General features: G+C 52.9%; 17 protein-coding genes and 6 tRNA genes. 3 read left to right on the top strand and 20 right to left on the bottom strand.

Annotation, left to right across the window (positions count from 1 at the left end):
- The 9 genes from EPYR_RS12480 to miaB all read right to left on the bottom strand — a co-directional run bounded on the left by EPYR_RS12480 (position 1) and on the right by miaB (position 9,570).
- On the bottom strand, positions 1-726 hold the full coding sequence (locus tag EPYR_RS12480; protein ID WP_012668754.1) for an amino acid ABC transporter ATP-binding protein: 726 nt from the start codon (positions 724-726) through the stop codon (positions 1-3).
- Positions 727-1,404 carry a glutamate/aspartate ABC transporter permease GltK gene (gene gltK / locus EPYR_RS12475; protein ID WP_012668753.1) on the bottom strand — a complete coding sequence of 226 codons (678 nt, stop codon included), beginning with the start codon at positions 1,402-1,404 and terminating at the stop codon, positions 727-729.
- The gene (locus EPYR_RS12470) at positions 1,404-2,141 is read right to left on the bottom strand and encodes an amino acid ABC transporter permease (RefSeq protein WP_012668752.1); all 738 of its coding nucleotides are present in this window, start codon (positions 2,139-2,141) and stop codon (positions 1,404-1,406) included. Before EPYR_RS12470 ends, gltK begins: the two co-directional genes overlap by 1 nt.
- A 294-nt stretch (positions 2,142-2,435) precedes the next feature.
- On the bottom strand, positions 2,436-3,365 hold the full coding sequence (locus tag EPYR_RS12465; RefSeq protein ID WP_012668751.1) for an amino acid ABC transporter substrate-binding protein: 930 nt from the start codon (positions 3,363-3,365) through the stop codon (positions 2,436-2,438).
- 445 nt (positions 3,366-3,810) lie between these two features.
- Complete coding sequence (gene lnt / locus EPYR_RS12460; protein ID WP_012668750.1) at positions 3,811-5,346, bottom strand: apolipoprotein N-acyltransferase; 1,536 nt, start codon at positions 5,344-5,346, stop codon at positions 3,811-3,813.
- Between the two features lie 8 nt (positions 5,347-5,354).
- Entirely contained in the window at positions 5,355-6,233 is an 879-nt protein-coding gene (gene corC / locus EPYR_RS12455) for a CNNM family magnesium/cobalt transport protein CorC (protein WP_012668749.1), read from the bottom strand.
- Positions 6,234-6,375: 142 nt separating this feature from the next.
- A complete protein-coding gene (gene ybeY / locus EPYR_RS12450; protein ID WP_012668748.1) occupies positions 6,376-6,843 on the bottom strand; it encodes an rRNA maturation RNase YbeY in 468 nt (155 codons plus the stop codon).
- The gene (locus tag EPYR_RS12445; RefSeq protein WP_041474020.1) at positions 6,840-7,889 is read right to left on the bottom strand and encodes a PhoH family protein; all 1,050 of its coding nucleotides are present in this window, start codon (positions 7,887-7,889) and stop codon (positions 6,840-6,842) included. The genes ybeY and EPYR_RS12445 overlap by 4 nt, the downstream gene beginning before the upstream one ends.
- Positions 7,890-8,145: 256 nt before the next feature.
- Positions 8,146-9,570 (bottom strand): tRNA (N6-isopentenyl adenosine(37)-C2)-methylthiotransferase MiaB, encoded by a 1,425-nt coding sequence (gene miaB, locus EPYR_RS12440; protein WP_041474019.1) that lies wholly within the window; start codon positions 9,568-9,570, stop codon positions 8,146-8,148.
- A gap of 190 nt (positions 9,571-9,760) precedes the next feature.
- Between miaB and ubiF the strand changes: the two genes are divergently transcribed.
- Positions 9,761-10,939, top strand: coding sequence for a 3-demethoxyubiquinol 3-hydroxylase (gene ubiF / locus EPYR_RS12435; protein ID WP_014539216.1), 1,179 nt, complete (start codon positions 9,761-9,763; stop codon positions 10,937-10,939).
- 101 nt (positions 10,940-11,040) lie between these two features.
- Here ubiF and EPYR_RS12430 read toward each other — a convergent pair.
- The 11 genes from EPYR_RS12430 to nagB form a co-directional block, all read right to left on the bottom strand.
- Positions 11,041-11,115 (bottom strand) — tRNA-Gln (locus EPYR_RS12430).
- 67 nt (positions 11,116-11,182) lie between these two features.
- Positions 11,183-11,257: transfer RNA gene (locus EPYR_RS12425), tRNA-Gln, on the bottom strand.
- A gap of 7 nt (positions 11,258-11,264) precedes the next feature.
- Positions 11,265-11,341: transfer RNA gene (locus EPYR_RS12420), tRNA-Met, on the bottom strand.
- 36 nt (positions 11,342-11,377) lie between these two features.
- A tRNA-Gln gene (locus EPYR_RS12415) sits at positions 11,378-11,452 on the bottom strand.
- Positions 11,453-11,471: 19 nt separating this feature from the next.
- Positions 11,472-11,556 (bottom strand) — tRNA-Leu (locus EPYR_RS12410).
- Between the two features lie 13 nt (positions 11,557-11,569).
- Positions 11,570-11,646 (bottom strand) — tRNA-Met (locus EPYR_RS12405).
- A gap of 218 nt (positions 11,647-11,864) precedes the next feature.
- Entirely contained in the window at positions 11,865-13,529 is a 1,665-nt protein-coding gene (asnB, locus tag EPYR_RS12400; protein WP_012668744.1) for an asparagine synthase B, read from the bottom strand.
- Between the two features lie 264 nt (positions 13,530-13,793).
- Complete coding sequence (locus tag EPYR_RS12395; protein WP_012668743.1) at positions 13,794-14,546, bottom strand: HAD-IIA family hydrolase; 753 nt, start codon at positions 14,544-14,546, stop codon at positions 13,794-13,796.
- Between the two features lie 4 nt (positions 14,547-14,550).
- Positions 14,551-15,789 carry a DNA-binding transcriptional regulator NagC gene (gene nagC / locus EPYR_RS12390; protein ID WP_012668742.1) on the bottom strand — a complete coding sequence of 413 codons (1,239 nt, stop codon included), beginning with the start codon at positions 15,787-15,789 and terminating at the stop codon, positions 14,551-14,553.
- Between the two features lie 7 nt (positions 15,790-15,796).
- Positions 15,797-16,945 carry an N-acetylglucosamine-6-phosphate deacetylase gene (gene nagA / locus EPYR_RS12385; RefSeq protein ID WP_012668741.1) on the bottom strand — a complete coding sequence of 383 codons (1,149 nt, stop codon included), beginning with the start codon at positions 16,943-16,945 and terminating at the stop codon, positions 15,797-15,799.
- 95 nt (positions 16,946-17,040) lie between these two features.
- Positions 17,041-17,841 carry a glucosamine-6-phosphate deaminase gene (nagB, locus tag EPYR_RS12380; protein WP_012668740.1) on the bottom strand — a complete coding sequence of 267 codons (801 nt, stop codon included), beginning with the start codon at positions 17,839-17,841 and terminating at the stop codon, positions 17,041-17,043.
- Between the two features lie 334 nt (positions 17,842-18,175).
- Between nagB and nagE the strand changes: the two genes are divergently transcribed.
- The gene (nagE, locus tag EPYR_RS12375) at positions 18,176-20,104 is read left to right on the top strand and encodes a PTS N-acetyl glucosamine transporter subunit IIABC (RefSeq protein WP_014539214.1); all 1,929 of its coding nucleotides are present in this window, start codon (positions 18,176-18,178) and stop codon (positions 20,102-20,104) included.
- Between the two features lie 354 nt (positions 20,105-20,458).
- Positions 20,459-22,126 carry a glutamine--tRNA ligase gene (glnS, locus tag EPYR_RS12370; RefSeq protein ID WP_012668738.1) on the top strand — a complete coding sequence of 556 codons (1,668 nt, stop codon included), beginning with the start codon at positions 20,459-20,461 and terminating at the stop codon, positions 22,124-22,126.
- Positions 22,127-22,166 lie beyond the last annotated feature (40 nt).

Raw genomic sequence — 22,166 nt, 5'->3', positions numbered from 1 at the left:
TTAATGAAGGATTTTGGCCAGAAAGTCCTTTGCGCGTTCTGACTGCGGATTACTGAAGAAGTTATCCTTCGGTGAATCCTCAACGATCTTGCCCTCATCCATAAAGATAACCCGGTTAGCAACCTTGCGCGCAAAACCCATTTCGTGGGTCACCACCATCATGGTCATGCCTTCGTTAGCCAGCTCCACCATCACGTCCAGCACTTCGTTGATCATTTCCGGGTCGAGAGCAGACGTTGGCTCATCGAACAGCATGGCGACAGGATCCATACAGAGGGCGCGGGCAATAGCCACGCGTTGCTGCTGGCCGCCGGACAGCTGGCCGGGAAACTTGTTGGCATGGGCAGCAAGGCCAACGCGATCCAGCAGTTTCAGCCCCCTGGTGCGCGCTTCTTGCTTGTCACGCTTCAATACCTTCACCTGAGCCAGCGTCAGATTATCGACTATCGACAAATGCGGGAACAGTTCGAAATGCTGAAATACCATGCCTACTTGCGAACGTAGCTGTGCCAGATTGGTTTTTTTGTCGTTAACCGCCGTGCCGTTAACTTCAATAACACCCTGCTGAACCGGCTCCAGGCCGTTTACCGTTTTGATAAGCGTCGATTTTCCGGAGCCGGAAGGACCGCAAACCACCACAACTTCACCTTTTTTAACTTCGGTTGTGCAGTCGGTCAGCACCTGAAAGTGACCATACCACTTAGAAACATTTTTCAGGGTAATCATTTAAACAGTCCTTTTTTTCTTTAGATAGCTGACCAACAGCGACGCACTAAGGCTGATAACGAAGTAAACCGCACCGGCAAACAGCACCATCTCAATCTCAGTACCGTTATTCACGCCAATGGTATCGGCGGTACGGAAGAAGTCCGCGAGGCTCAGGACATAAACCAGTGACGTATCCTGGAACAGCACGATACCTTGCGTCAGCAGCAGCGGCACCATGGCCCGAAACGCCTGTGGCAGGACGATCAGCTGCATTGACTGCCACTGAGTCATCCCGAGCGCCAGCGCCGCATTGCCCTGGCCACGCGCAATACTGAGGATGCCGGCGCGAATAATTTCAGAGTAGTAGGCGGCTTCAAACAGTGAGAAAGCCACCATCGCCGAGATAAGACGGATATCGGTTTTAGGCGAAAGCCCCAGTACCTGCTGCAGGAAACCCGGTACCACCAGGTAGAACCACAGCAGTACCATCACCAGCGGCACCGAGCGGAACAGGTTGACGTATATTTTGGCGAACCAGCTTACGGGTTTGAATGAAGACAGGCGCATAACCGCCAGCAGAGTGCCCCAGATGATGCCGAAAACTATTGCCGTAAAGGTGATTTTCAGGGTTATCACCATACCGTTCCATAACCACGGCAGATTGGGGACGATAGTACTCCAGTCGAATTGGTACATTATTTTCCTCCCGTGCCGGGCAGTCGGACTTTACGTTCAACCAGCCCCATCAGCAGCATAATCACCGTGTTGATGGCAATATAGGCGAGGGTAATCGCGGTAAAGGATTCATAGGCATGAGCAGAGTAGTCCAGCAGCTTGCCCGCCTGAGCGGCCATATCAACCAGGCCGATAGTGGAAGCAATCGCCGAGTTCTTCACCAGGTTAAGCATTTCTGAGGTCATAGGCGGTACGATGACCCGATAAGCATTAGGTAGAAGGACGTAACGATAGGTTTGTGGCAGGGTCAGCCCCATCGCCAGGCCGGCATTTTTCTGCCCACTGGGCAGGGACTGGATGGCTGCACGCACCTGCTCGCAAACGCGGGCAGCAGTAAACAGACCCAGGCAAAGTACCGAACAGGTAAAAAACTGAATATTCGGGTCGATTTCAGATTTAAACCACATGCCAATATCTTCCGGCAGCAGTTCCGGTACCACCAAATACCAGATAAAGAATTGAACAATAAGCGGCACATTGCGGAACAGCTCAACGTAACAGGTGCCGAGAGACGAAAGCAGCCGTCCCGGTACCGTTCGTAAAATACCGAAAAACGAGCCAACGAACAGGGCGATGATCCAGGCGCAGACCGAGACGGCAATAGTCACCTGAAAGCCTGACCACAGCCACCCAAGGTAGGTTGTATTACCGAACGGGGCCTCTTGCAGAAATATTCCCCAGTTCCAATCGATAGACATAAAAACACTCCGGTAAAAAAAGGGTAGCGGCTGCTACCCTGAAGATTGATGAAAGGCTCCCATACCCTTTTTGCTTTGGGTATTTATGCGCACCGGGGAACGACCGGTTTGCATCTTCGCCAGGCTGTATGGCTTTAGCGATATCAGCCGAACTGTGTCTGTCCGAGCCTGGGTTCAACAATCATAGGGCGAGATACCGCCCCTTAACCCGCCATACTTAACGTGCAGAGGTGATGCAGGCATCTGAAGGATGCAGGCGCTTTGCCTCGCCAATTATTTTGGGCGTTATTATTATTAATTCATTGCCTTATCGTTCGGCGTTTTGAACAGCGATTTCATGTCATCTGACAGATCGAAGTCCATGGTCATATTTTTCGGTGGAACAGGCTGTTTGAACCATTTGTCAAACCACTTAGCCGCTTCACCCGAGGTTTGCGCCTGAACGATGGTGTCATCCATCAGCTTTTTGAATTCGTTATCGCCTTTGCGCAGCATACAGCCGTAGGCCTCATGGGACTGAGGCGTACCGAGGATTTCCCATTCAGACGGTTTTTTCGCTTTGGCGCGTTCTCCCGCTAACAGGGCGTCATCCATCATAAATGCGACAGCGCGGCCACTTTCCAGCGTACGGAAGGAGTCGCCATGATCTTTAGCACTGACGATGCGTATGCCCATTTTCTGTTCATCATTCAGTTTGTTCAGCAAAATCTCAGAGGTGGTGCCGGAAGTCACGACAACGGTTTTTCCTTTCAGATCCGCGAATTCTTTGATCACGCCGCCTTTTTTAACCAGCAAACGGGTACCGACCACAAAAATACTGTTTGAGAAGCTTGCCTGTTTCTGGCGTTCAATATTGTTGGTGGTGGAGCCGCATTCGAAGTCGTAGGTTCCGTTCTGTAACAGCGGAATACGGTTCTGTGAGGTAACAGGCAGCATTTTTACTTGAAGATCGGGCTTGTTCAGCTTCTTCTTGATAGCTGCGACGATGGCATCAGAGTAATCCTGAGAATAGCCGACAACTTTTTGCTGATTATGATAGTAGGAGAAGGGGACGGACGATTCGCGATGGCCGACCACGATCACGCCACTTTTAGCTATTTTTTCCAGAGTGTGAGTTTGCTGTTGCGCGTCGGCGGCGGCTGGTGCTTTAGCGTCCTCAGCATGAGCAATACCGGAGGCGATGCCTGCCAGGGCCAGGCAAAGCCCCAGTTTCCGAAATTTCATATTCAACTCCTTTGCAGTTTGGGCGCTCAACAGATCGACGCCGACGAAATATGTTTATTTTATACTCGATCACATGTTTGAAATTCGCACTGAAGTCGCTGTGAATCCCCATCAACATAACTGAATGTTAATGGTATGAAACAAAAAAGTTTCTTTTTTGCGAGCTAAGCCGCACCAATTTAGCGCAGCTCTGTTGGCGATGTTTTACCAGAGTGCGAGCGGCGAGCTTTTGTGATGCGTTAGCCATGTCTTCGCTGATTCAGCCCGAGCAGCGCCAGCTGTACGTTATTTTTAGCAAACATCGTGCCAACTGCATTTTTAACAGCTATGCAGCTCTGGTTATCAGTGAGAAGGGCAGTGCAGAAGTGGCACAGGGCTTAAGCCCTGTGCAGACAAAGTGGCGTTTAATGCGCTACGCGACCGCGTTTAATGCGTTGAGACAGGATCAGGATCGGCGCGAGCGCCAGACGACTAACAGCCCAGTGACGGCAAACAATAGGGTAACCATCCACATACCCCAGTTACCGAAACGTGCATACGGCGTCAGCCCGGTGGTGGGGGTCACTTTCGCCGCCAGTACTCCGGATTCGAATTGAGGGATGATCTGCGCAATGTCACCACGGGCGTTAACCACTGCCGTCACGCCATTGTTAGTGCTGCGCAATAACGGCCGCCCAAGTTCCAGCGCGCGCATCCGTGCCATTTGCAGATGTTGCCACGGGCCAATCGAATGGCCGAACCAGGCATCATTGGAGATCGTCAGCAGGAAGTTAGTCTCTGGACGGAAGTTATCGCGTACCTGCTCGCCCAGCACAATTTCATAGCAGATGGCGGCAGTAAGGTGATAACCGGCGACCTGAAGTTGAGGCTGGATGTATGACCCACGGCTGAATGATGACATAGGCAGGTCAAAGAAGGGAGCCAGTGGGCGCAGCAGCGCTTCTAAGGGCACGAACTCGCCAAAAGGTACCAGGTGGTTTTTCTGGTAACGACTGCTGCTGAAGTAGTTATATGGCTGTGCACCACCCAACACGATGATCGAGTTGTAATCGTGGTAACGGTTATTTTCGAGGCGAGAATCAACAATGCCGGTCACCAGGCTGCTGCCGGACGTGCGCAGCTGTTCATCAATTGTTTTCAGAAATGGCTGCTGGTTGGTTTCCAGATCGGGAACGGCAGATTCCGGCCAGATGATAATCGGCGTGTTACCCACATAAGGGCGGCTGAGCCGGGTGTAAGTTTTCAGGGTGTTAATGAGCTGATTGGGATCCCATTTCAGCGATTGCTCAATGTTGCCCTGCACCAAAGCCACGTCTACCGCTCGCTGCGGCTGTGGCTGGAACCAGTCAATGGTTCGCAGTGGCCAAGGCAGCAACAGTAGCGCCAGGGCGGCCACTGCGGCGGCAACGCGACGCAGCAGTACAGCATAAACTGTCAGCCCGGCAATGATCATCAGCAGGAAGGTGATCCCCTCCACCCCCAGCAGGGGGGCCAGGCCTTTCAGCGGCCCGCCGATCTGGCTGTAGCCAAACTGTAACCACGGGAATCCGGTCAGTACCCAGCCACGCAAAAATTCAGTGAGCTGCCAGAGTACCGGTGCCGCAAGCGTAAGCCGTAGCAGCGAAGTCTTCGGACACAGGCGGTTGAGTAACCCCGCAAACAACAGGGAATACAGCGACAGATAAGCCGCCAGCAGCACGACGAGAAAGACGTTAATCGTACCCGGCATGCCACCAAAAGTGGCGATACTGACATAGACCCAGTTGATTCCACTACCAAACAGGCCAAAACCCCACGTAAAGCCGATGGCGCAGGCTTGTCGGGTAGTGCGGTTCAGCGTCAGAGCCTGTAAGCCAAACAGTGAAACCACAGCGGCTGGCCAGAAGTCGTAAGGGGAGAAACTGAGGGTGCCGATGGCACCCGTAATCAGCGCCAAAAGCAGGCGAACCTGCTGACGCTGGCGGATAGAGGCGGTTGCCATAGCGTATTTTATTCTTCCAGAGTCGGTTGCGGCGAGTTTTCCGGTATTCTGACGTGAACCTGTATAATGCGTCGGCTATCTGCCATCGCCACTTTAAACTGGTAACCATCAATCTCAACACTTTCACCACGGGCGGGCAGATGGCCAAAGCCTTGCATCACCAGACCGCCGATGGTATCCACTTCGTCATCGCTGAAGTGTGTCGCAAAAACTTCGTTGAAGTCCTCGATGGGCGTCAGTGCACGAATAGTGTAAGTATGACGGCTTAACTGACGGATATCGCGATCCTCAATGTCGTCATATTCATCTTCAATCTCACCGACGATCAGTTCAAGAATATCTTCGATAGTGACCAGCCCGGAGACGCCGCCGAATTCATCAATCACAATGGCCATATGATAGCGCTGTGAACGGAACTCTTTCAGCATGCGGTCGACGCGCTTGCTTTCGGGGACTACCACGGCAGCGCGCAGCACTTTTTCGATACTGAAGGGTTCTGATTCGCTGCTCATAAACGGCAGCAGATCTTTAGCCATCAGGATGCCTTCAACATGATCCTTGTCTTCACTGATAACCGGGAAGCGCGAGTGGGCAGACTCAATGATCACCCCCAGACACTCTTCCAACGTCTGGTTGCGCTTTAGCGTGACCATCTGAGAGCGCGGGATCATAATGTCACGTACACGCTGATCGGCGATATCCATCACCCCTTCGAGCATGTCCCTGGTATCCGGATCGATCAGGTCATTCTGTTCCGAGTCGCGGATCAGCTCCAGCAGGTCGTCCCGGTTTTTTGGCTCGCCGTGGAAAAGCTGGTTGAGGAACAGGGTAAAAAATCCCTTTTTACTGGCGGGACTGTCGTTGTTTTGTGAATGGTCATCGCTCATGGCGTTTTTGAGTTTGTCTCTCTGCTAATGGGTTCGGCTGCCGCGACAGGGGCCAGGGCAGGCATTTTGGCTGGTGGCCCAGCCGGGTACGGATTATCCCTGCTAAGGCAGGGAAGCTATGCCGATCGTCTTTGCAGACGACTTACTCTTTCTCCGAAATGTACGGATCGGGATAACCAAGAGCAAGCATTATCTCGGTCTCCAGCGATTCCATCTCTTCAGCTTCGTCATCTACGATGTGATCATAGCCCAGCAGGTGCAGGCTGCCATGGATAACCATGTGCGCCCAGTGAGCCTCCAGGACTTTTTCCTGTTCGGCGGCTTCTTGCTCGACAACCTGGCGACAGATTATCAGGTCTCCCAGCAGCGGAAGCTCAATACCAGGCGGGGCTTCAAACGGGAAAGAGAGCACATTTGTCGGCTTATCTTTGCCGCGATAAGTGTGATTCAGTTGATGACTTTCTGCTTCATCCACCAGCCGGATAGTCACTTCGCTCTCCGGCTGGAACTGTGGCAGTACCGCTTCCAGCCAGCGCTGGAAGTCGCCTTCAGTTGGCAGACCCTGCTCGCTTTTGCAGGCTAGCTGCAGGTCCAGAATTACCTGAGTCATTTATTTTCCTGCGCTGTCAGGGCTTCACGTTTACGTTCAGCTGCCTGTGCATCCCACTGCTTTTGGTCTGTAGCCTCCCAGGCTTCATAGGCAACAACAATTCGTGCCACGACAGGATGGCGTACCACGTCTTCACTGTTGAAGAAGTTAAAGCTTAGATCCGGGACATCTGACAGCACTTCAATCGCGTGGCGTAGCCCGGACTTCAGGTTGCGCGGCAGGTCAATTTGCGTTATATCGCCTGTTACTACCGCTTTAGAGTTGAAGCCAATACGCGTCAGGAACATTTTCATCTGCTCAATGGTGGTGTTCTGACTTTCATCCAGGATGATAAACGCATCATTCAGCGTGCGGCCGCGCATATAGGCGAGCGGTGCAACTTCGATAACGTTACGCTCGATCAGCTTTTCAACCCGCTCAAAGCCGAGCATCTCGAACAGCGCGTCATACAACGGGCGCAAATAGGGGTCTACTTTCTGGCTGAGGTCGCCCGGCAGGAAGCCGAGTTTTTCACCGGCTTCAACAGCGGGACGAGTCAACAGAATACGCCGCACTTCCTGGCGCTCCAGCGCGTCCACCGCAGCGGCAACGGCCAGATAGGTTTTGCCGGTACCTGCCGGGCCAATGCCAAAGGTAATGTCATGGTCGAGGATATTCGCCAGATACTGTGCCTGGTTAGGCGTGCGTGGCTTAATCACGCCACGTTTGGTTTTGATATGTATTGCTTTACCAAACTCCGGCACGCTTTCGGCGGTCTGTTCCAGCACCCGGCTTTCTTTGATCGCCAGGTGAATGTGTTCCGGGTCAATATCCGGGATGTTGCCGCGTAACGGTGCCGTATCAACGTACAGATGGCGCAGAATATCCACGGCTGCATGCACGCAGAGCGCACGGCCCACCAGCTTAAAGGCGTTATCGCGGCGGTTAATCTCTATGCCCAGACGGCGCTCCAGCTGTTTGATATTGTCATCAAACGGGCCGCACAGGCTCATCAGCCGCGCATTGTCGATGGGTTCCAGAGTGATTTCACGAGTTTCAATATTCAAACTAATCCTTGGGGTCACACAGGGCCAGGTTGAGAAAAATAAATATCAGTCCGGGCTTAATGCCAGAGCCATGAGGAAGGTAAATCAGTCAGCGCAAAGCTGCAAACGTTTGGTGAGATATTTGGGCGCACCCTTCAGAAAGCAAGTGTCCTGTAATGAAATCATGCGGCGAGACATGAACACTCGCCGCATTTAACCGGTTGTCTGGCTTAATAAGCCCGTGTTGGACGCTTTCCCGCAGTGCGAACTATTCAGGTCAGGGTAGCCAGGTCGCCACGCCCAGCTCATCCTCTTTACGGGTACGTGCAATCACCGAAGCAGGAGTCTCCGTGGTGCGCAGATCCATCTGGTGTTCGCCACGCAGTAACACGCCGCGTAACGAGTTGGCGTAGACATCGGTGATTTCTACATCAACGAACTTACCGATATGCTCTGGCGCTCCTTCAAAGTTAACCACGCGGTTACATTCGGTACGGCCGGCGAGTTCCATCACGCTTTTACGTGACGTGCCTTCGACCAGGATACGCTGAACGGTACCGAGTTTACGGCGGCTCCAGGCCATAGCCTGCTGGCTGATGCGGTCTTGCAGAATGTAAAGGCGCTGCTTTTTCTCTTCTTCAGAAACGTCGTCCGGCAGATCGGCTGCCGGGGTTCCCGGACGGGCAGAATAGATAAAACTGTAGCTGGTATCAAAGTTGATTTCGCCTACCAGTTTCATCGTCTGCTCAAAATCCGCCTGGTTTTCACCGGGAAAACCAATGATAAAGTCAGAACTGATTTGAATATCCGGGCGCGCCGCTAAGAGTTTACGGATGATCGCTTTATATTCCAGCGCGGTGTGAGCACGTTTCATCAGGGTCAGAATGCGATCGGCACCACTTTGTACCGGCAGGTGCAAAAAACTGACCAGTTCTGGCGTATCACGATATACCTCGATGATATCGTCGGTGAATTCAATCGGGTGGCTGGTGGTAAAACGGATGCGGTCAATGCCGTCAATGGTGGCCACCAGACGCAGCAGTTCGGCAAAGGAACAGATACCGCCGTCGTAGGTTGCTCCGCGATAAGCGTTAACGTTCTGCCCGAGCAAATTGACCTCGCGCACGCCCTGTGCTGCCAGCTGGGCGACCTCAAAAAGAACGTCGTCTGCAGGGCGGCTAACCTCTTCACCGCGCGTGTAAGGCACCACGCAGAAGGTGCAGTATTTGTTGCAGCCTTCCATAATCGAGACAAACGCAGTCGGCCCATTGGCACGGGGTTCCGGCATACGATCGAATTTTTCAATTTCCGGGAAGCTGACGTCGACCACCGGGCTTTTGGTGCCGCGCACGCTATTAATCATCTCCGGCAGGCGGTGTAACGTTTGTGGACCAAACACGATATCCACACAGCTGGCGCGTTGTCGAATTTGAGCACCTTCCTGGGACGCCACACAGCCGCCAACGCCGATAATCACATCGGGGTTAGCCTCTTTCAGCTTTTTCCAGCGTCCGAGCAGGCCGAAAACTTTTTCCTGGGCCTTTTCACGAATTGAACAGGTGTTCAGCAGTAATACATCAGCGTCTTCTGCCTGTTCGGTCAGGGTATAACCATGGGTGCTGTTTAACAGGTCGGCCATTTTGGATGAGTCATACTCATTCATCTGACAGCCCCAGGTTTTGATATGCAGTTTTTTTGTCATTGGCTTGCCATTTGTCATGCAGAACGAAGTGCAGGGCGCGTATTGTAGTCTTGCGCATCCTGTTAAATAGATGTAGCGGTGCTCAGAATATTACTGAGAAATCCGGTACACTTAATAACAATCAGGATAACAGAATTCGGCCGCTGAGGTGTAGCTGCACAATGCGTCTGATGCAGCCGATGAGGGAAAAATGATGGAAATAAAGCAAAAGGTCGATGTCGCTATTGTTGGTGGCGGTATGGTGGGTGCTGCGCTAGCCAGTGGTCTGGCGCAGCATGGTTTTCGGGTGGCGGTGCTGGAACAGCAAATACCGGCTGAATTTGATCCGTCCGCCGATCCTGATGTGCGTATTTCAGCGATAGGTGCGGCTTCGGTTGCCCTGCTAAGACAGCTGGATGTCTGGCCACAGGTGCTCAGTATGCGCTGCACGCCCTATCGTAAACTGGAGACCTGGGAGTGGCAAACGGCCCAGGTAAGCTTTGATGCCGGGTCGCTCGGCTTACCCGAACTGGGCTACATGGTCGAGAACAGCGTGCTGCAACGTGCGCTCTGGCAACGTTTGCAGCAGCAGGATGTGAACCTGCTTTGCCCGGCCCGCTTGCGGGATTTGCAGCAGGTAAATGGTGGCTGGCAGATAACGCTGGATAATGGCGAGATACTGCAGGCACGGCTGGTGGTTGGGGCTGACGGGGCTAATTCACAGGTGCGCCAGCTGGCAGGTATTGGCATTCGCGGCTGGAACTATGCGCAATCCTGCATGTTGATCAGCGTACGCTGTGAACATTCGACGGGTGATACCACCTGGCAGCAGTTTACGCCGCAGGGGCCACGCGCCTTTCTGCCGCTGTTTGACCGCTGGGCTTCGCTGGTGTGGTACGACACGCCAGCGCGTATTCGCCAACTGCAGGCGATGAGTATGCCGCAGTTACAAAAAGAGATTCAGGCGCATTTCCCGGCGCGGGTTGGCAAAGTGACGCCGGTGGTTGCCGGTTCGTTCCCGCTGGTACGTCGCCACGCTACGCGTTACACCTTACCGGGGCTGGCGCTGGTCGGCGATGCGGCACATACCATTAATCCGTTAGCCGGGCAAGGGGTAAACCTGGGGTATCGTGATGTTGATACGCTGATCTCAGTGCTGAGTGAGTCACGCCAGCGAGCGGAGGATTGGTCTTCCGCAGCCGTGTTGCAGCGTTATCAACGCAAACGTCTGACGGATAACTTACTGATGCAAAGTGGGATGGATCTGTTTTATTTTGCTTTCAGCAATCAGCTGGCACCGTTAAAGGTGGTGCGCAACCTGGGGCTGATTGTCGCGGAGCATTCGGGCGTGTTAAAACGCCAGGCATTGCGTTACGCGTTAGGTTTATGACGTTACCGACGGGCAAACCGGCTTAGCGGCTCTGCCCTCAGGTTGCTTTCACCCGTGCTACTGACGTAAAAAAGCCCGCAGAAGCGGGCTTTTTTACTTTTTGGCTGGGGTGCAGGGATTCGAACCCCGGAATGCTGGTATCAGAAACCAGAGCCTTACCACTTGGCGACACCCCAATTTTTTATGCGACTGGTGGACCAGGCGTCTTTTTCTATGCGACTCGTAAAACCAGCCGTCTTAATGTGGCTGGGGTGCAGGGATTCGAACCCCGGAATGCTGGTATCAGAAACCAGAGCCTTACCACTTGGCGACACCCCAATAAAATTGGTGGCTACTACGGGAATCGAACCTGTGACCCCAGCATTATGAGTGCTGTGCTCTAACCAGCTGAGCTAAGTAGCCTGAATTTTACTGCTTACTACATGTTGTTCTAAAAAATGGCTGGGGTACCTGGATTCGAACCAGGGAATGCCGGCATCAAAAGCCGGTGCCTTACCGCTTGGCGATACCCCATCCGTGCAAGCTTTTGAAATGGTGCGGGAGGCGAGACTTGAACTCGCACACCTTGCGGCGCCAGAACCTAAATCTGGTGCGTCTACCAATTTCGCCACTCCCGCGCAAAAAAAAAGATGGTGGCTACTACGGGAATCGAACCTGTGACCCCAGCATTATGAGTGCTGTGCTCTAACCAGCTGAGCTAAGTAGCCTTCTTTTTTGCGCCACCTTCATCGGCGTTGCGGGGCGCATTATGCTAAGTTGGCCTAAATGCGTCAACTAGTTTTTTACCGTTTTTAACCACATTCGTTCCGTTTGACTGCCTTATAACCATCATGATGATAAAAGCAACGGATTCCGGGGCTGGTCAACGCAACAGGGAATAAAAACGGGCAGCGAAGCCCGTTTCAGTTGACTCATCCGTCATCTATTAATAAGCGGACTGGTGCACGCCTACAGCACGTCCTGACGGGTCGTCCATGTTTTTGAACGCTGCGTCCCATTCAATGGCTTTCGCCGAAGAACAGGCGACTGACGGGCCGCCCGGTACGCATTCTGCTGCGCTGGGGAGCGGGAACAGTTCTGCGAAGATTGCGCGGTACAGATACGCTTCTTTCGATGTTGGCGTGTTGAAAGGGAAACGGAAGTGCGCCGTCTCCAGCTGTTGGTCGCTAACCTGTGCGGCGGCCATTTCTTTCAGGGTATCTATCCAGCTGTAACCAACGCCGTCAGAGAATTGCTCTTTCTGACGCCAGGCCACGCTTTCTGGCAAGTAAGAGGCGAAACACTCACGCAGGATGTGTTTTTCCATTTTGCCATTGCTGCCACACAGTTTGTCCTGTGGGTTGATACGCATTGCCACATCCAGGAATTTTTTATCAAGAAAGGGTACGCGTGCTTCAACACCCCAGGCAGACATCGCTTTGTTAGCGCGCGCGCAGTCAAACATATGCAGGGCGTGAAGCTTGCGCACGTTCTCTTCATGGAATTCACGGGCGTTCGGCGCCTTGTGGAAATAGAGATAGCCACCAAAGACTTCGTCAGCACCTTCGCCAGACAAAACCATCTTGATACCCATCGCCTTGATTTTGCGTGACATTAAATACATCGGCGTGGAGGCGCGAATGGTGGTCACATCATAGGTTTCAATGTGGTAAATCACATCACGGATGGCATCCAGTCCCTCCTGTACGGTGAAATGAATTTCGTGATGTACCGTACCCAGATGTTCTGCCACCGCTTTTGCGGCTTTCAGGTCCGGCGATCCTTCCAGGCCCACGGCGAATGAATGCAGCTGTGGCCACCAGGCTTCGCTTTTATCTTCATCTTCTACCCGCTTTGCCGCATAACGTTTAGCGATCGCGGAGATAATAGAAGAATCCAGCCCGCCTGACAGTAGAACGCCATATGGAACATCTGACATCAGGTGGCTTTTGACTGACTCTTCCAGTGCATTTTTCAGCGCGTGAGCGTCCGTGGTGTTCTGTTCGACAGCAGAGTAGTCAAACCAGTCACGCTGCCAGTAGCGGCGGATCTCACCGTCGGTGCTGGACAGGTAGCTGCCGGCCGGGAATTCTTTAATGCTGCGGCAAACCGGCACCAGCGCCTTCATTTCTGAAGCCACAAACAGGTTACCGTGCTCGTCATTGCCCATATAAAGCGGGATGATGCCGATAGGGTCGCGGCCAATCAGGTAGGTGTTTTTCACGCTGTCATACAGGATAAAGGCGAACATTCCCTGGAGATCATCAAGGAATTCGATGCCTTTTTCCTGGTACAGCGCCAGAATAACTTCACAGTCAGAATGCGTCTGGAACGCGTAGCGGTCGCTTAATTCAGCGCGCAGAGCCTGATGGTTATAAATTTCACCGTTCACCGCGAGAACGTGGGTATGCGCTGCGTTATAAAGCGGCTGTGCGCCGTTGTTAATGTCGACGATAGACAGTCGTTCGTGGGCAAGGATCGCGTGCTCGTCAGCATAAACACCGGACCAGTCCGGGCCGCGATGGCGCATCAGGCGCGACATCTCAAGGGCTTTCTTACGAAGTTCAGCAGGATCGCTTTTCAGATCGAGTACACCAAAAATAGAACACATATACAGCTCCCTTACGACTTAGCTTGCGGTGAAGATATCGGGGTTAAGCGACAGCGATCGCGTCATGACTATGAACATGCGTTAAGACGGCAGGTGATGCAAGTAATTTAGCTATTTGATAAAAAATAGCCCATTGACCGGGCTGAATAGATAACGGATATGCAATTTTAAGGGGGTTTTATTGATTAATCGTCAATTACAGGGCGGTTGTGGATGAAATCTGTACGCAGGGCAGGTTGCGATGCCCGGCGAACCGGCCAGGGGCTAGAAAATATCGATATCAGCAACAGAAGGGTAAACCCAGGTTGGGCGATAAGGCATGGCATCAATATCGCTGAGGGTGGAAACGCCAGACAGCACCAGCACCGTTTCCAGCCCGGCCTGGAACCCGGCCAGGATATCAGTACGCAGGTTATCGCCGACGATGACCGTTTCTTCAGAGTGAGCCTGCATCTTATTGAGGGCGGCACGCATTATCCACGGGCTGGGCTTGCCGACGTAAAATGGCTGGCGGCCGGAAATTTTTTCAATGCCGGCGCACAGGGCGCCGCAGGCCGGGGAGAAACCGTGGCCGTGACTGTCGGGATTGGTGGCGATAAAGCGCGCCCCGTTGGCGACAAACCAGGCGGCCTTGTGCATCATATCCCAGTTGAAGGATCGCGTTTCGCCGACGATGACGAAATCAGGATTGATATCGGTAATGGTAAATCCGGCTTTGTATAGCTCGTGGATCAGCGCCCCCTCACCGATGACAAACGCTTTTTTGCCTTCCTGGCGCGTGAGAAAGTCGGCGGTTGCCATCGCGGAGGTATAGAACACGCTGTCAGGAAGTTCAATGCCGGCGGCGGCAAAACGGTTGGCAAGATCCATCGCGGTTTGCGAAGGGTAGTTAGTCAGCACCACCAGCGGCATATCATTGCCCAAAATGCGCTGTAAAAACTCGCGTGCGCCGGGTACAGCCGTATTATCGTGCATCAGCACGCCGTCTATATCGCAGATTATATTCTTAATGGTCATATGTTCAGCGTTCATCCGTTAAATGGCCTTCCAACAGGCGTTGCAGCAGAACACCGTTCAGCATTGCCCGTTTGGCCAGGGCAAAAGCGCCGATGGCCGAGCGGTGATCAATCTCTGAACGTACCACCGGAAGGTTTTTGCGAAAGGCTTTCAGTGCCTGGGTATTAATGCAGCCTTCAATGGCCGGGAGCAGCACTTTATCTGCTGCGATGAGGTCACCGGCAATCACTACTTTTTGCGGGTTGAAAAGGTTGATGGCAATGGCAATCGCTTTGCCGAGATGGCGGCCAACATACTCAACCACTTCGCTGGCCAGTGCATCCCCACGGTTAGCCGCCCGGCAGATGGACTGAATCTGGCATTGATCCAGAGTAAGACTGGACGGGTAACCTTGAGTCAGAAGATGGCGCACGCGGTTTTCAATGGCGTTATTAGCGGCAATGGTTTCAAGACAGCCAAAATTACCGCAGTGGCAGCGTTCGCCTAACGGGTCAACCTGAATATGGCCGATCTCACCCACATTACCGTTACTGCCGAGGAAGATATGGCCATTGGCGATGATACCGGCACCGGTTCCACGGTGGACGCGCACCAAAATCGAGTCTGCGCAGTCGCGCGATGCACCAAAATAGTGCTCGGCCAGAGCCAGGCTACGGATATCGTGACCGACGAAACTTGCCACGCGAAAACGTTTTTCCAGATGGGCTACCAGCGGCCAGTGTTCGACGCTAATATGCGGCATATAGCGAATGATGCCGTTAATTGGATCTACCAGACCCGGCAACGTCACCGAGATAGCAATCAGTTCGAGCAGCTTACGCTGATGCAGTGCGCAAAAGTCGGTAATCGCTTTAAACAGCGCATATTCAAGGGTTTCCTGGGTGCGCTGCGGCAGGGGGTAAAGCGCTTCAGCCAGCGATTTACCGCTGAGATCAAACAGCGTGACCGTAGCATCATTACGCCCAAGACGCACTCCGACGGTATTAAAACCGCGCGTTTCGCTGATAATGGAGATTGCCCGCCGCCCTCCGGTAGAAGCCTGCTGAGCAACCTCACGGATCAGCCCGCGTTCGATAAGTTGGCGGGTGATTTTGGTGACGCTGGCAGGCGCAAGCTGGCTAAGTTCAGAGATTTGAATCCGTGAAATAGGGCCTTGCTGGTCAATAAGCCGATATACGGCCGCGCTGTTAAGCTGTTTAACAAGATCAACATTTCCAATTTGAGCCTGGCCGCCGGTGGTCATTAAATATCTACTCGCTTAAGACCTCGTTACCATTAACGATGGTCCGGGTGATTTTGTAGTCGCGGGTGAACACGGTAATATTAGCCACTTTTCCGGCTTCAATAGACCCCAATGTTTTATCCACTCCAATTGCTCGTGCCGGGTATAATGTGGCCATGCGGACGGCTTCATCAAGGGGGATGCCAACATGTTCGACGCTGTTAGCCACAGCTTCAATCATTGTCAGTGCAGAACCGCTGAGAGTGCCGTTTTCGTCAACGCATAGCCCGTTCCGATAGTATATTGTTTTGCCGGCAAAAATGAACCGATCAATAGATGCACCGGCGGGTGCGGTGGCATCGGTTACCAGTATCAGCTTGTCGCCTTTGATGCGTTTAGCATTACGAATATTGGCGTAATGGACGTGCAATCCATCCGCGATGATGCCACACCAAACGTCGGGCGAATCAAACAGTGCGCCGATCAGACCGGGCGCACGACCGCTGGTGGTTGGCATGGCATTATAAAGATGCGTAGAAAAAGTGACGCCGGCCGCCATTCCGCTCAAGGCTTCCTCGTAGGTGCCGTTTGTGTGGCCTGCCGAGATGACGATCCCTGCATCATGTAACTGACGTATGACGGCGGCGTCGACTTTCTCGGGCGCAAGGGTAATTTTGCTTATCACATCGGCATTGGCACAAAGGAAATCCACCAGCTGCTGGCTGGGAGCGCGGATCAGATCCGGGTTATGGGTACCTTTCTTTAACGGATTGAGCCAAGGCCCTTCCAGATGCAGGCCCAGCGCCTGATTGGCATTCTGCGCCAGCCATGAGCGCATCACCTCTACTGCCCGCTTGATTAATTCATCACTACTGGTGATCAGCGTCGGCAGGAAGCTGGTGCAGCCAGATTTCTCGTTGGCTTTTTGCATGATCTTCAGCGTTTCAACGCTGATTGCTGCCATATCGTCGTTGAACTGAACGCCGCCACAGCCATTAAGCTGTAAATCAATAAAGCCAGGGGCAATAATCGCATTACCCACTTCACGAGTCTCAATACCGGCCGGTAGAGAATCCTGTGGACAAATACGTTCGATCAGGCCATTAGCAATCACTACCGCATGCCGCTCGAGGATGTGATGACCGGTAAAAATGCGACCCTGGGTTAAAGCGTACATAATTATTCTCCTGACTCCACTCATATCCTTTCCTGCCCGACGGTGGCCTGTTGCGGCAGGAACAGATCTGCTATATCGCTCAAATTGGCGAGCAATTACAGATCTTTAATATTTTCTGCTTCCATTTCGCTGAAGTACTTCACGGTTTTCATCTTCAGCTCCATAGTGGCCGGTTCGTCGCAGACCACGACGGCCCTGGCATGCAGCTGCAAACAGCTGATTGTCCACATATGATTCACATTGCCCTCTACCGCAGCCTGAAGCGCCAGCGCTTTCAGATGACCGGTAACCAAAATCATCACTTCTTCGGCATCCAGCAGAGTACCAACGCCCACGGTGAGGGCATATTTAGGCACCTGGTTGACATCGCCAGCAAAGAAGCGCGAATTAGCGATGCGTGTATCGTGAGTCAGCGTTTTAATGCGCGTGCGCGAAGCCAGCGATGAGGCCGGTTCGTTAAAGGCAATATGGCCATCATTGCCGACCCCGCCCATAAACAGGTGTATTTTGCCGTAGGAACGAATCTTCTCTTCATACCGGCGACATTCTGCGTCAATATCTGGCGCATTGCCATTGAGAAGATTGATATTTTCACCTGAAATATCAACATGATAAAAAAAGTTGCGATGCATAAAGCTATGATAACTTTCCGGATGCTCCTGCGGCAGCCCGACATATTCGTCCATGTTGAAAGTCACTACATGCTTAAAGCTAACCTGGCCCGATTTATGCATATAAATAAGATGCTTGTAGGCTTCCAGGGGCGTGCCTCCGGTGGGTAGCCCCAGCACGAATGGACGGTCGGCCGTGGGGTTGAACGCATTGATGCGGTTAACAATATGTCGTGCTGCCCATTTGCCGACCTGTCCTGGTGTTGACAGAGGAATAAGTCTCATGCTGCACCTCGTATTTAGAGAGTGGTAAGGGGTTAAAACCGCGCCCTGACTATCGTTAGATAAGCGTAACGTTATAGCCGTAACAAGAGAGGAGCGATCGTCTGTTTGATTTTTTTTGGATCATAAAATAAGTTAGCCTTATTTACCAGTGTTACGCAGGTGACATTGTTTAATTCAGGTGACTTTAATCACATATATGGTGGGTTAATTTGCTATGCAAATTTATTGTTTTTACACTCGCCCTAAGAATTTTTTGATTTAAACTGATTTTGCACAGACGGTGAGTTACACAGATTTTTGTCGCCTTATTGAAGGGGACTTTGCGGGGTAAAAGGTGAATATACTAGGATTCTTTCAACGATTAGGACGGTCATTACAGCTGCCGATAGCCGTGCTGCCAGTGGCCGCGCTGATGTTGCGTTTTGGTCAGCCTGACTTACTTAATATGCCATTTATTGCTCAGGGCGGCGGAGCCATTTTCGACAATCTCCCGCTTATCTTTGCTGTTGGGGTGGCGTCAACCTGGTCTAAAGATAACGCCGGAGCAGCCGCGCTGGCGGGTGCAGTGGGCTACTTCATCATGACGAAAGCTATGGTGACCATTAGCCCTACGGTGAATATGGGCGTTCTGGCAGGGATCGTTACCGGGCTGATTGCCGGTATGACTTATAATCGCTGGGCCGATATCAAGCTGCCTGACTTTCTCAGCTTCTTTGGCGGGAAACGCTTTGTTCCCATTGCCACCGGCTTCTTTTGTCTGGTGCTGGCAGCGGTATTTGGCTACGTATGGCCTCCGGTGCAGGCTGTTATTCATGCCGGCGGAGAGTGGATAGTCTCTGAAGGCGCGCTCGGTGCCGGTATTTTTGGGCTGGTTAACCGTCTTCTGATCCCTACCGGCCTGCATCAGGTGCTGAATACCATTGCGTGGTTCCAGATTGGGGAATTCACCAGTGCTGCCGGTGCGGTGGTTCACGGTGATATCCACCGCTTCTATGCCGGTGACGGCACGGCGGGGATGTTTATGTCCGGCTTCTTCCCAATCATGATGTTCGGCCTGCCGGGGGCGGCGCTGGCGATGTATCTGGCGGCACCAAAGGCGCGACGTCCGATGGTGGGCGGGATGCTGCTTTCCGTTGCGGTGACCGCATTTCTGACCGGGGTGACCGAACCGCTGGAATTCCTGTTTATGTTCCTGGCTCCGGTGCTGTATCTGATCCATGCCCTGTTGACCGGTATCAGCCTGTTTGTGGCGACCGCGCTGGGCATCCATGCCGGCTTCTCGTTCTCGGCAGGCGCTATCGACTATGTATTAATGTTCAAACTGCCGGCGGCAAGCCATAACGTCTGGCTGCTGCTGGTGATGGGTGCCGTTGCATTTGTGGTTTACTTCGTCCTGTTTAGCGCGGTTATCCGCATGTTTAACCTGAAAACGCCGGGGCGTGAAGATGCCGTTGAGCAACAGGGTGCCAACAGCAATACAGAGGAAGGACTGACTCAGCTTTCGCGTCAATATATCGGGGCGATAGGAGGTTCAGATAACCTGAACGCAATTGATGCCTGCATCACTCGTCTGCGTCTGTCGGTGAAAGATGCCGCACTGGTCGACGATGCAGCCTGCAAACGTTTAGGGGCTTCAGGAGTGGTGAAACTGAATAAGCAGACGATTCAGGTGATTGTTGGCGCGAAAGCCGAATCGATTGCCGAAGAGATGAAGAAACAGATCGCCAGGGGGCCGGTGGCCGCGACGACCAGTGCCGTTACTGCGCCTGCAGCGCCGCAGGCAGTACCGAATAGCGCCAAGGGTATTGTCGCCATGCTGGTGGCTCCGGTCAGCGGAACTGTCGTGGCTATCGAACAGGTGCCCGATGAAGCCTTTGCCAGCAAAGCGGTCGGTGATGGGCTGGCTATCCAGCCAACCAGCAGCACCGTTGTTGCTCCGGCAGCCGGAACGCTGGTGAAAATCTTCAATACTAACCATGCTTTCTGCCTGGAAACCGAAAAAGGGGTGGAAGTGGTGGTGCATATGGGGCTGGATACCGTCGTGCTGGAGGGGAAAGGCTTTACCCGTCTGGTTGAAGAGGGCGCACAGGTGGTGGGCGGCCAACCGATACTGGAAATGGATCTTGCTTTCCTGAATGCACATGCTCGCTCGATGGTCAGTCCGGTAGTGGTCAGCAATATTGAAGATTTCGCCGGTTTAACGCTGTTGGCGGGTGAAACCGTCGTTGCCGGTGAAACGCGGTTATACGAAATTAACGGCTAAGCCAGGCGGCTAAGGCGACTGTTTCAGGGCGGTGAGAGACTCGCCGCCTTTTTTATGCCATTCGCGCAACAAACGGTTGTTTCACCACTCTGCTTTGTGGATCATACTCCGTTATTTCATATACCCTTCATACTTCAAGGCGCAGTTGCGTTGGCTGCTCGCATTCACCCGCATCAATTACTCTGGTAAGCTGATTGGGGTCCACGAGTCTGCCGCGTTACCCGGCACAAGTCTGGGCTTTGCCCCTTCCGGGCCAGCACCGGTGCTGTTCAAAAAGGCGTAGCGTTTTGTTCTGCAACTCGAATTATTTTTGGGTATAGCTAATTTATGCCATGCATTATTGAGGAAATTAAGATGAGTGAGGCTGAAGCCCGCCCAACTAACTTTATTCGTCAGATTATCGATGAAGACCTGGCGAACGGTAAGCACAACAAGGTGCATACCCGCTTTCCGCCTGAGCCTAACGGCTATCTGCACATTGGCCATGCGAAATCGATTTGCCTGAATTTTGGCATCGCACAAGACTATCAGGGGCTATGTAATCTGCGTTTCGACGACACCAACCCGGTGAAAGAAGACTTGGAATTCGTTGAGTCAATCAAACGTGATGTGCAGTGGCTCGGCTTCCAGTGGAGCGGCGAAGTACGATACTCATCTGACTATTTCGAGCAATTGCACCATTATGCCGTTGAACTGATCGGTAAAGGCCTGGCTTATGTCGACGAACTGTCGCCCGAACAGATCCGCGAATACCGTGGCAGCCTGACATCAGCGGGTAAAAACAGCCCATACCGCGACCGCAGCGTGGCAGAGAACCTTGAGCTGTTCGCGAAAATGCGTAACGGTGAGTTCGCCGAAGGCACCGCCTGTCTGCGCGCCAAAATCGATATGGCGTCCAGTTTTATCGTGCTGCGCGATCCGGTTATCTACCGTATCAAGTTTGCCAACCACCACCAGACCGGTAATAAGTGGTGCATCTACCCGATGTATGACTTCACCCACTGCATATCCGATGCGCTGGAAGGCATTACGCATTCGCTGTGTACCCTGGAGTTTCAGGATAACCGTCGTTTGTACGACTGGGTGCTGGACAACATCACTATTCCGGTACATCCGCGCCAGTATGAGTTTTCACGCCTGAATCTTGAATACGCCATCATGTCCAAGCGTAAGCTGAACCTGCTGGTGTCTGAGAAGGTGGTTGAGGGCTGGGACGATCCGCGTATGCTCACCGTTTCCGGTCTGCGCCGTCGTGGTTACACCGCAGAATCTGTGCGTGAGTTCTGCCGCCGCATTGGCGTGACCAAACAGGACAATATCGTGGAGATGGCGGCGCTGGAAAGCTGCATTCGTGACGACCTCAATGAAAACGCACCGCGTGCCATGGCGGTACTGGATGCGGTCAAAGTGGTGATTGAAAATCTGCCTGCTCATCATGAAGAGATGATCAGCATGCCTAATCATCCTGGCAGGCCCGAAATGGGCACGCGTGAAGTGCCTTTCAGCCGCGAAATTTACATTGACCGCGCCGACTTCCGTGAAGAAGCAAACAAGCACTATAAGCGTCTGGTACTGGGTAAAGAGGTGCGCTTACGTAATGCTTACGTGATTAAAGCCGAGCGCATCGCCAAGGATGAAGCGGGCAATATTACCTGCCTGTTCTGCTCTTGCGATATCGATACTCTGAGCAAAGACCCGGCCGATGGCCGCAAAGTGAAGGGCGTGATCCACTGGGTTTCAGCCGAGCACGCGTTGCCGGCCGAATTCCGCCTGTACGATCGTCTGTTCAGCGTGCCCAACCCGGCGGCGGAGGAGGATTTTCTCTCTACCATTAACCCGGACTCACTGGTTATTCGTCAGGGCTTTGTTGAACCGGGAATGCAGCAGGCGCAGGCGTCTGCTCCTTACCAGTTCGAGCGCGAAGGCTATTTCTGTGCCGACAGCGTTTATTCCAGCCCGGCTAAGCTGGTGTTTAACCGTACCGTTGGGCTGCGTGACACCTGGGCTAAAAACGGCGAATAAGCCGGGTGTTATGCATAAGAAGGGCGATGAGTCGCCCTTT

The organism is Erwinia pyrifoliae DSM 12163, from assembly GCF_000026985.1.
GTDB classification, from domain to species: Bacteria; Pseudomonadota; Gammaproteobacteria; order Enterobacterales; family Enterobacteriaceae; genus Erwinia; species Erwinia pyrifoliae.
This window is presented reverse-complemented; position numbering and strand designations above follow the sequence as displayed.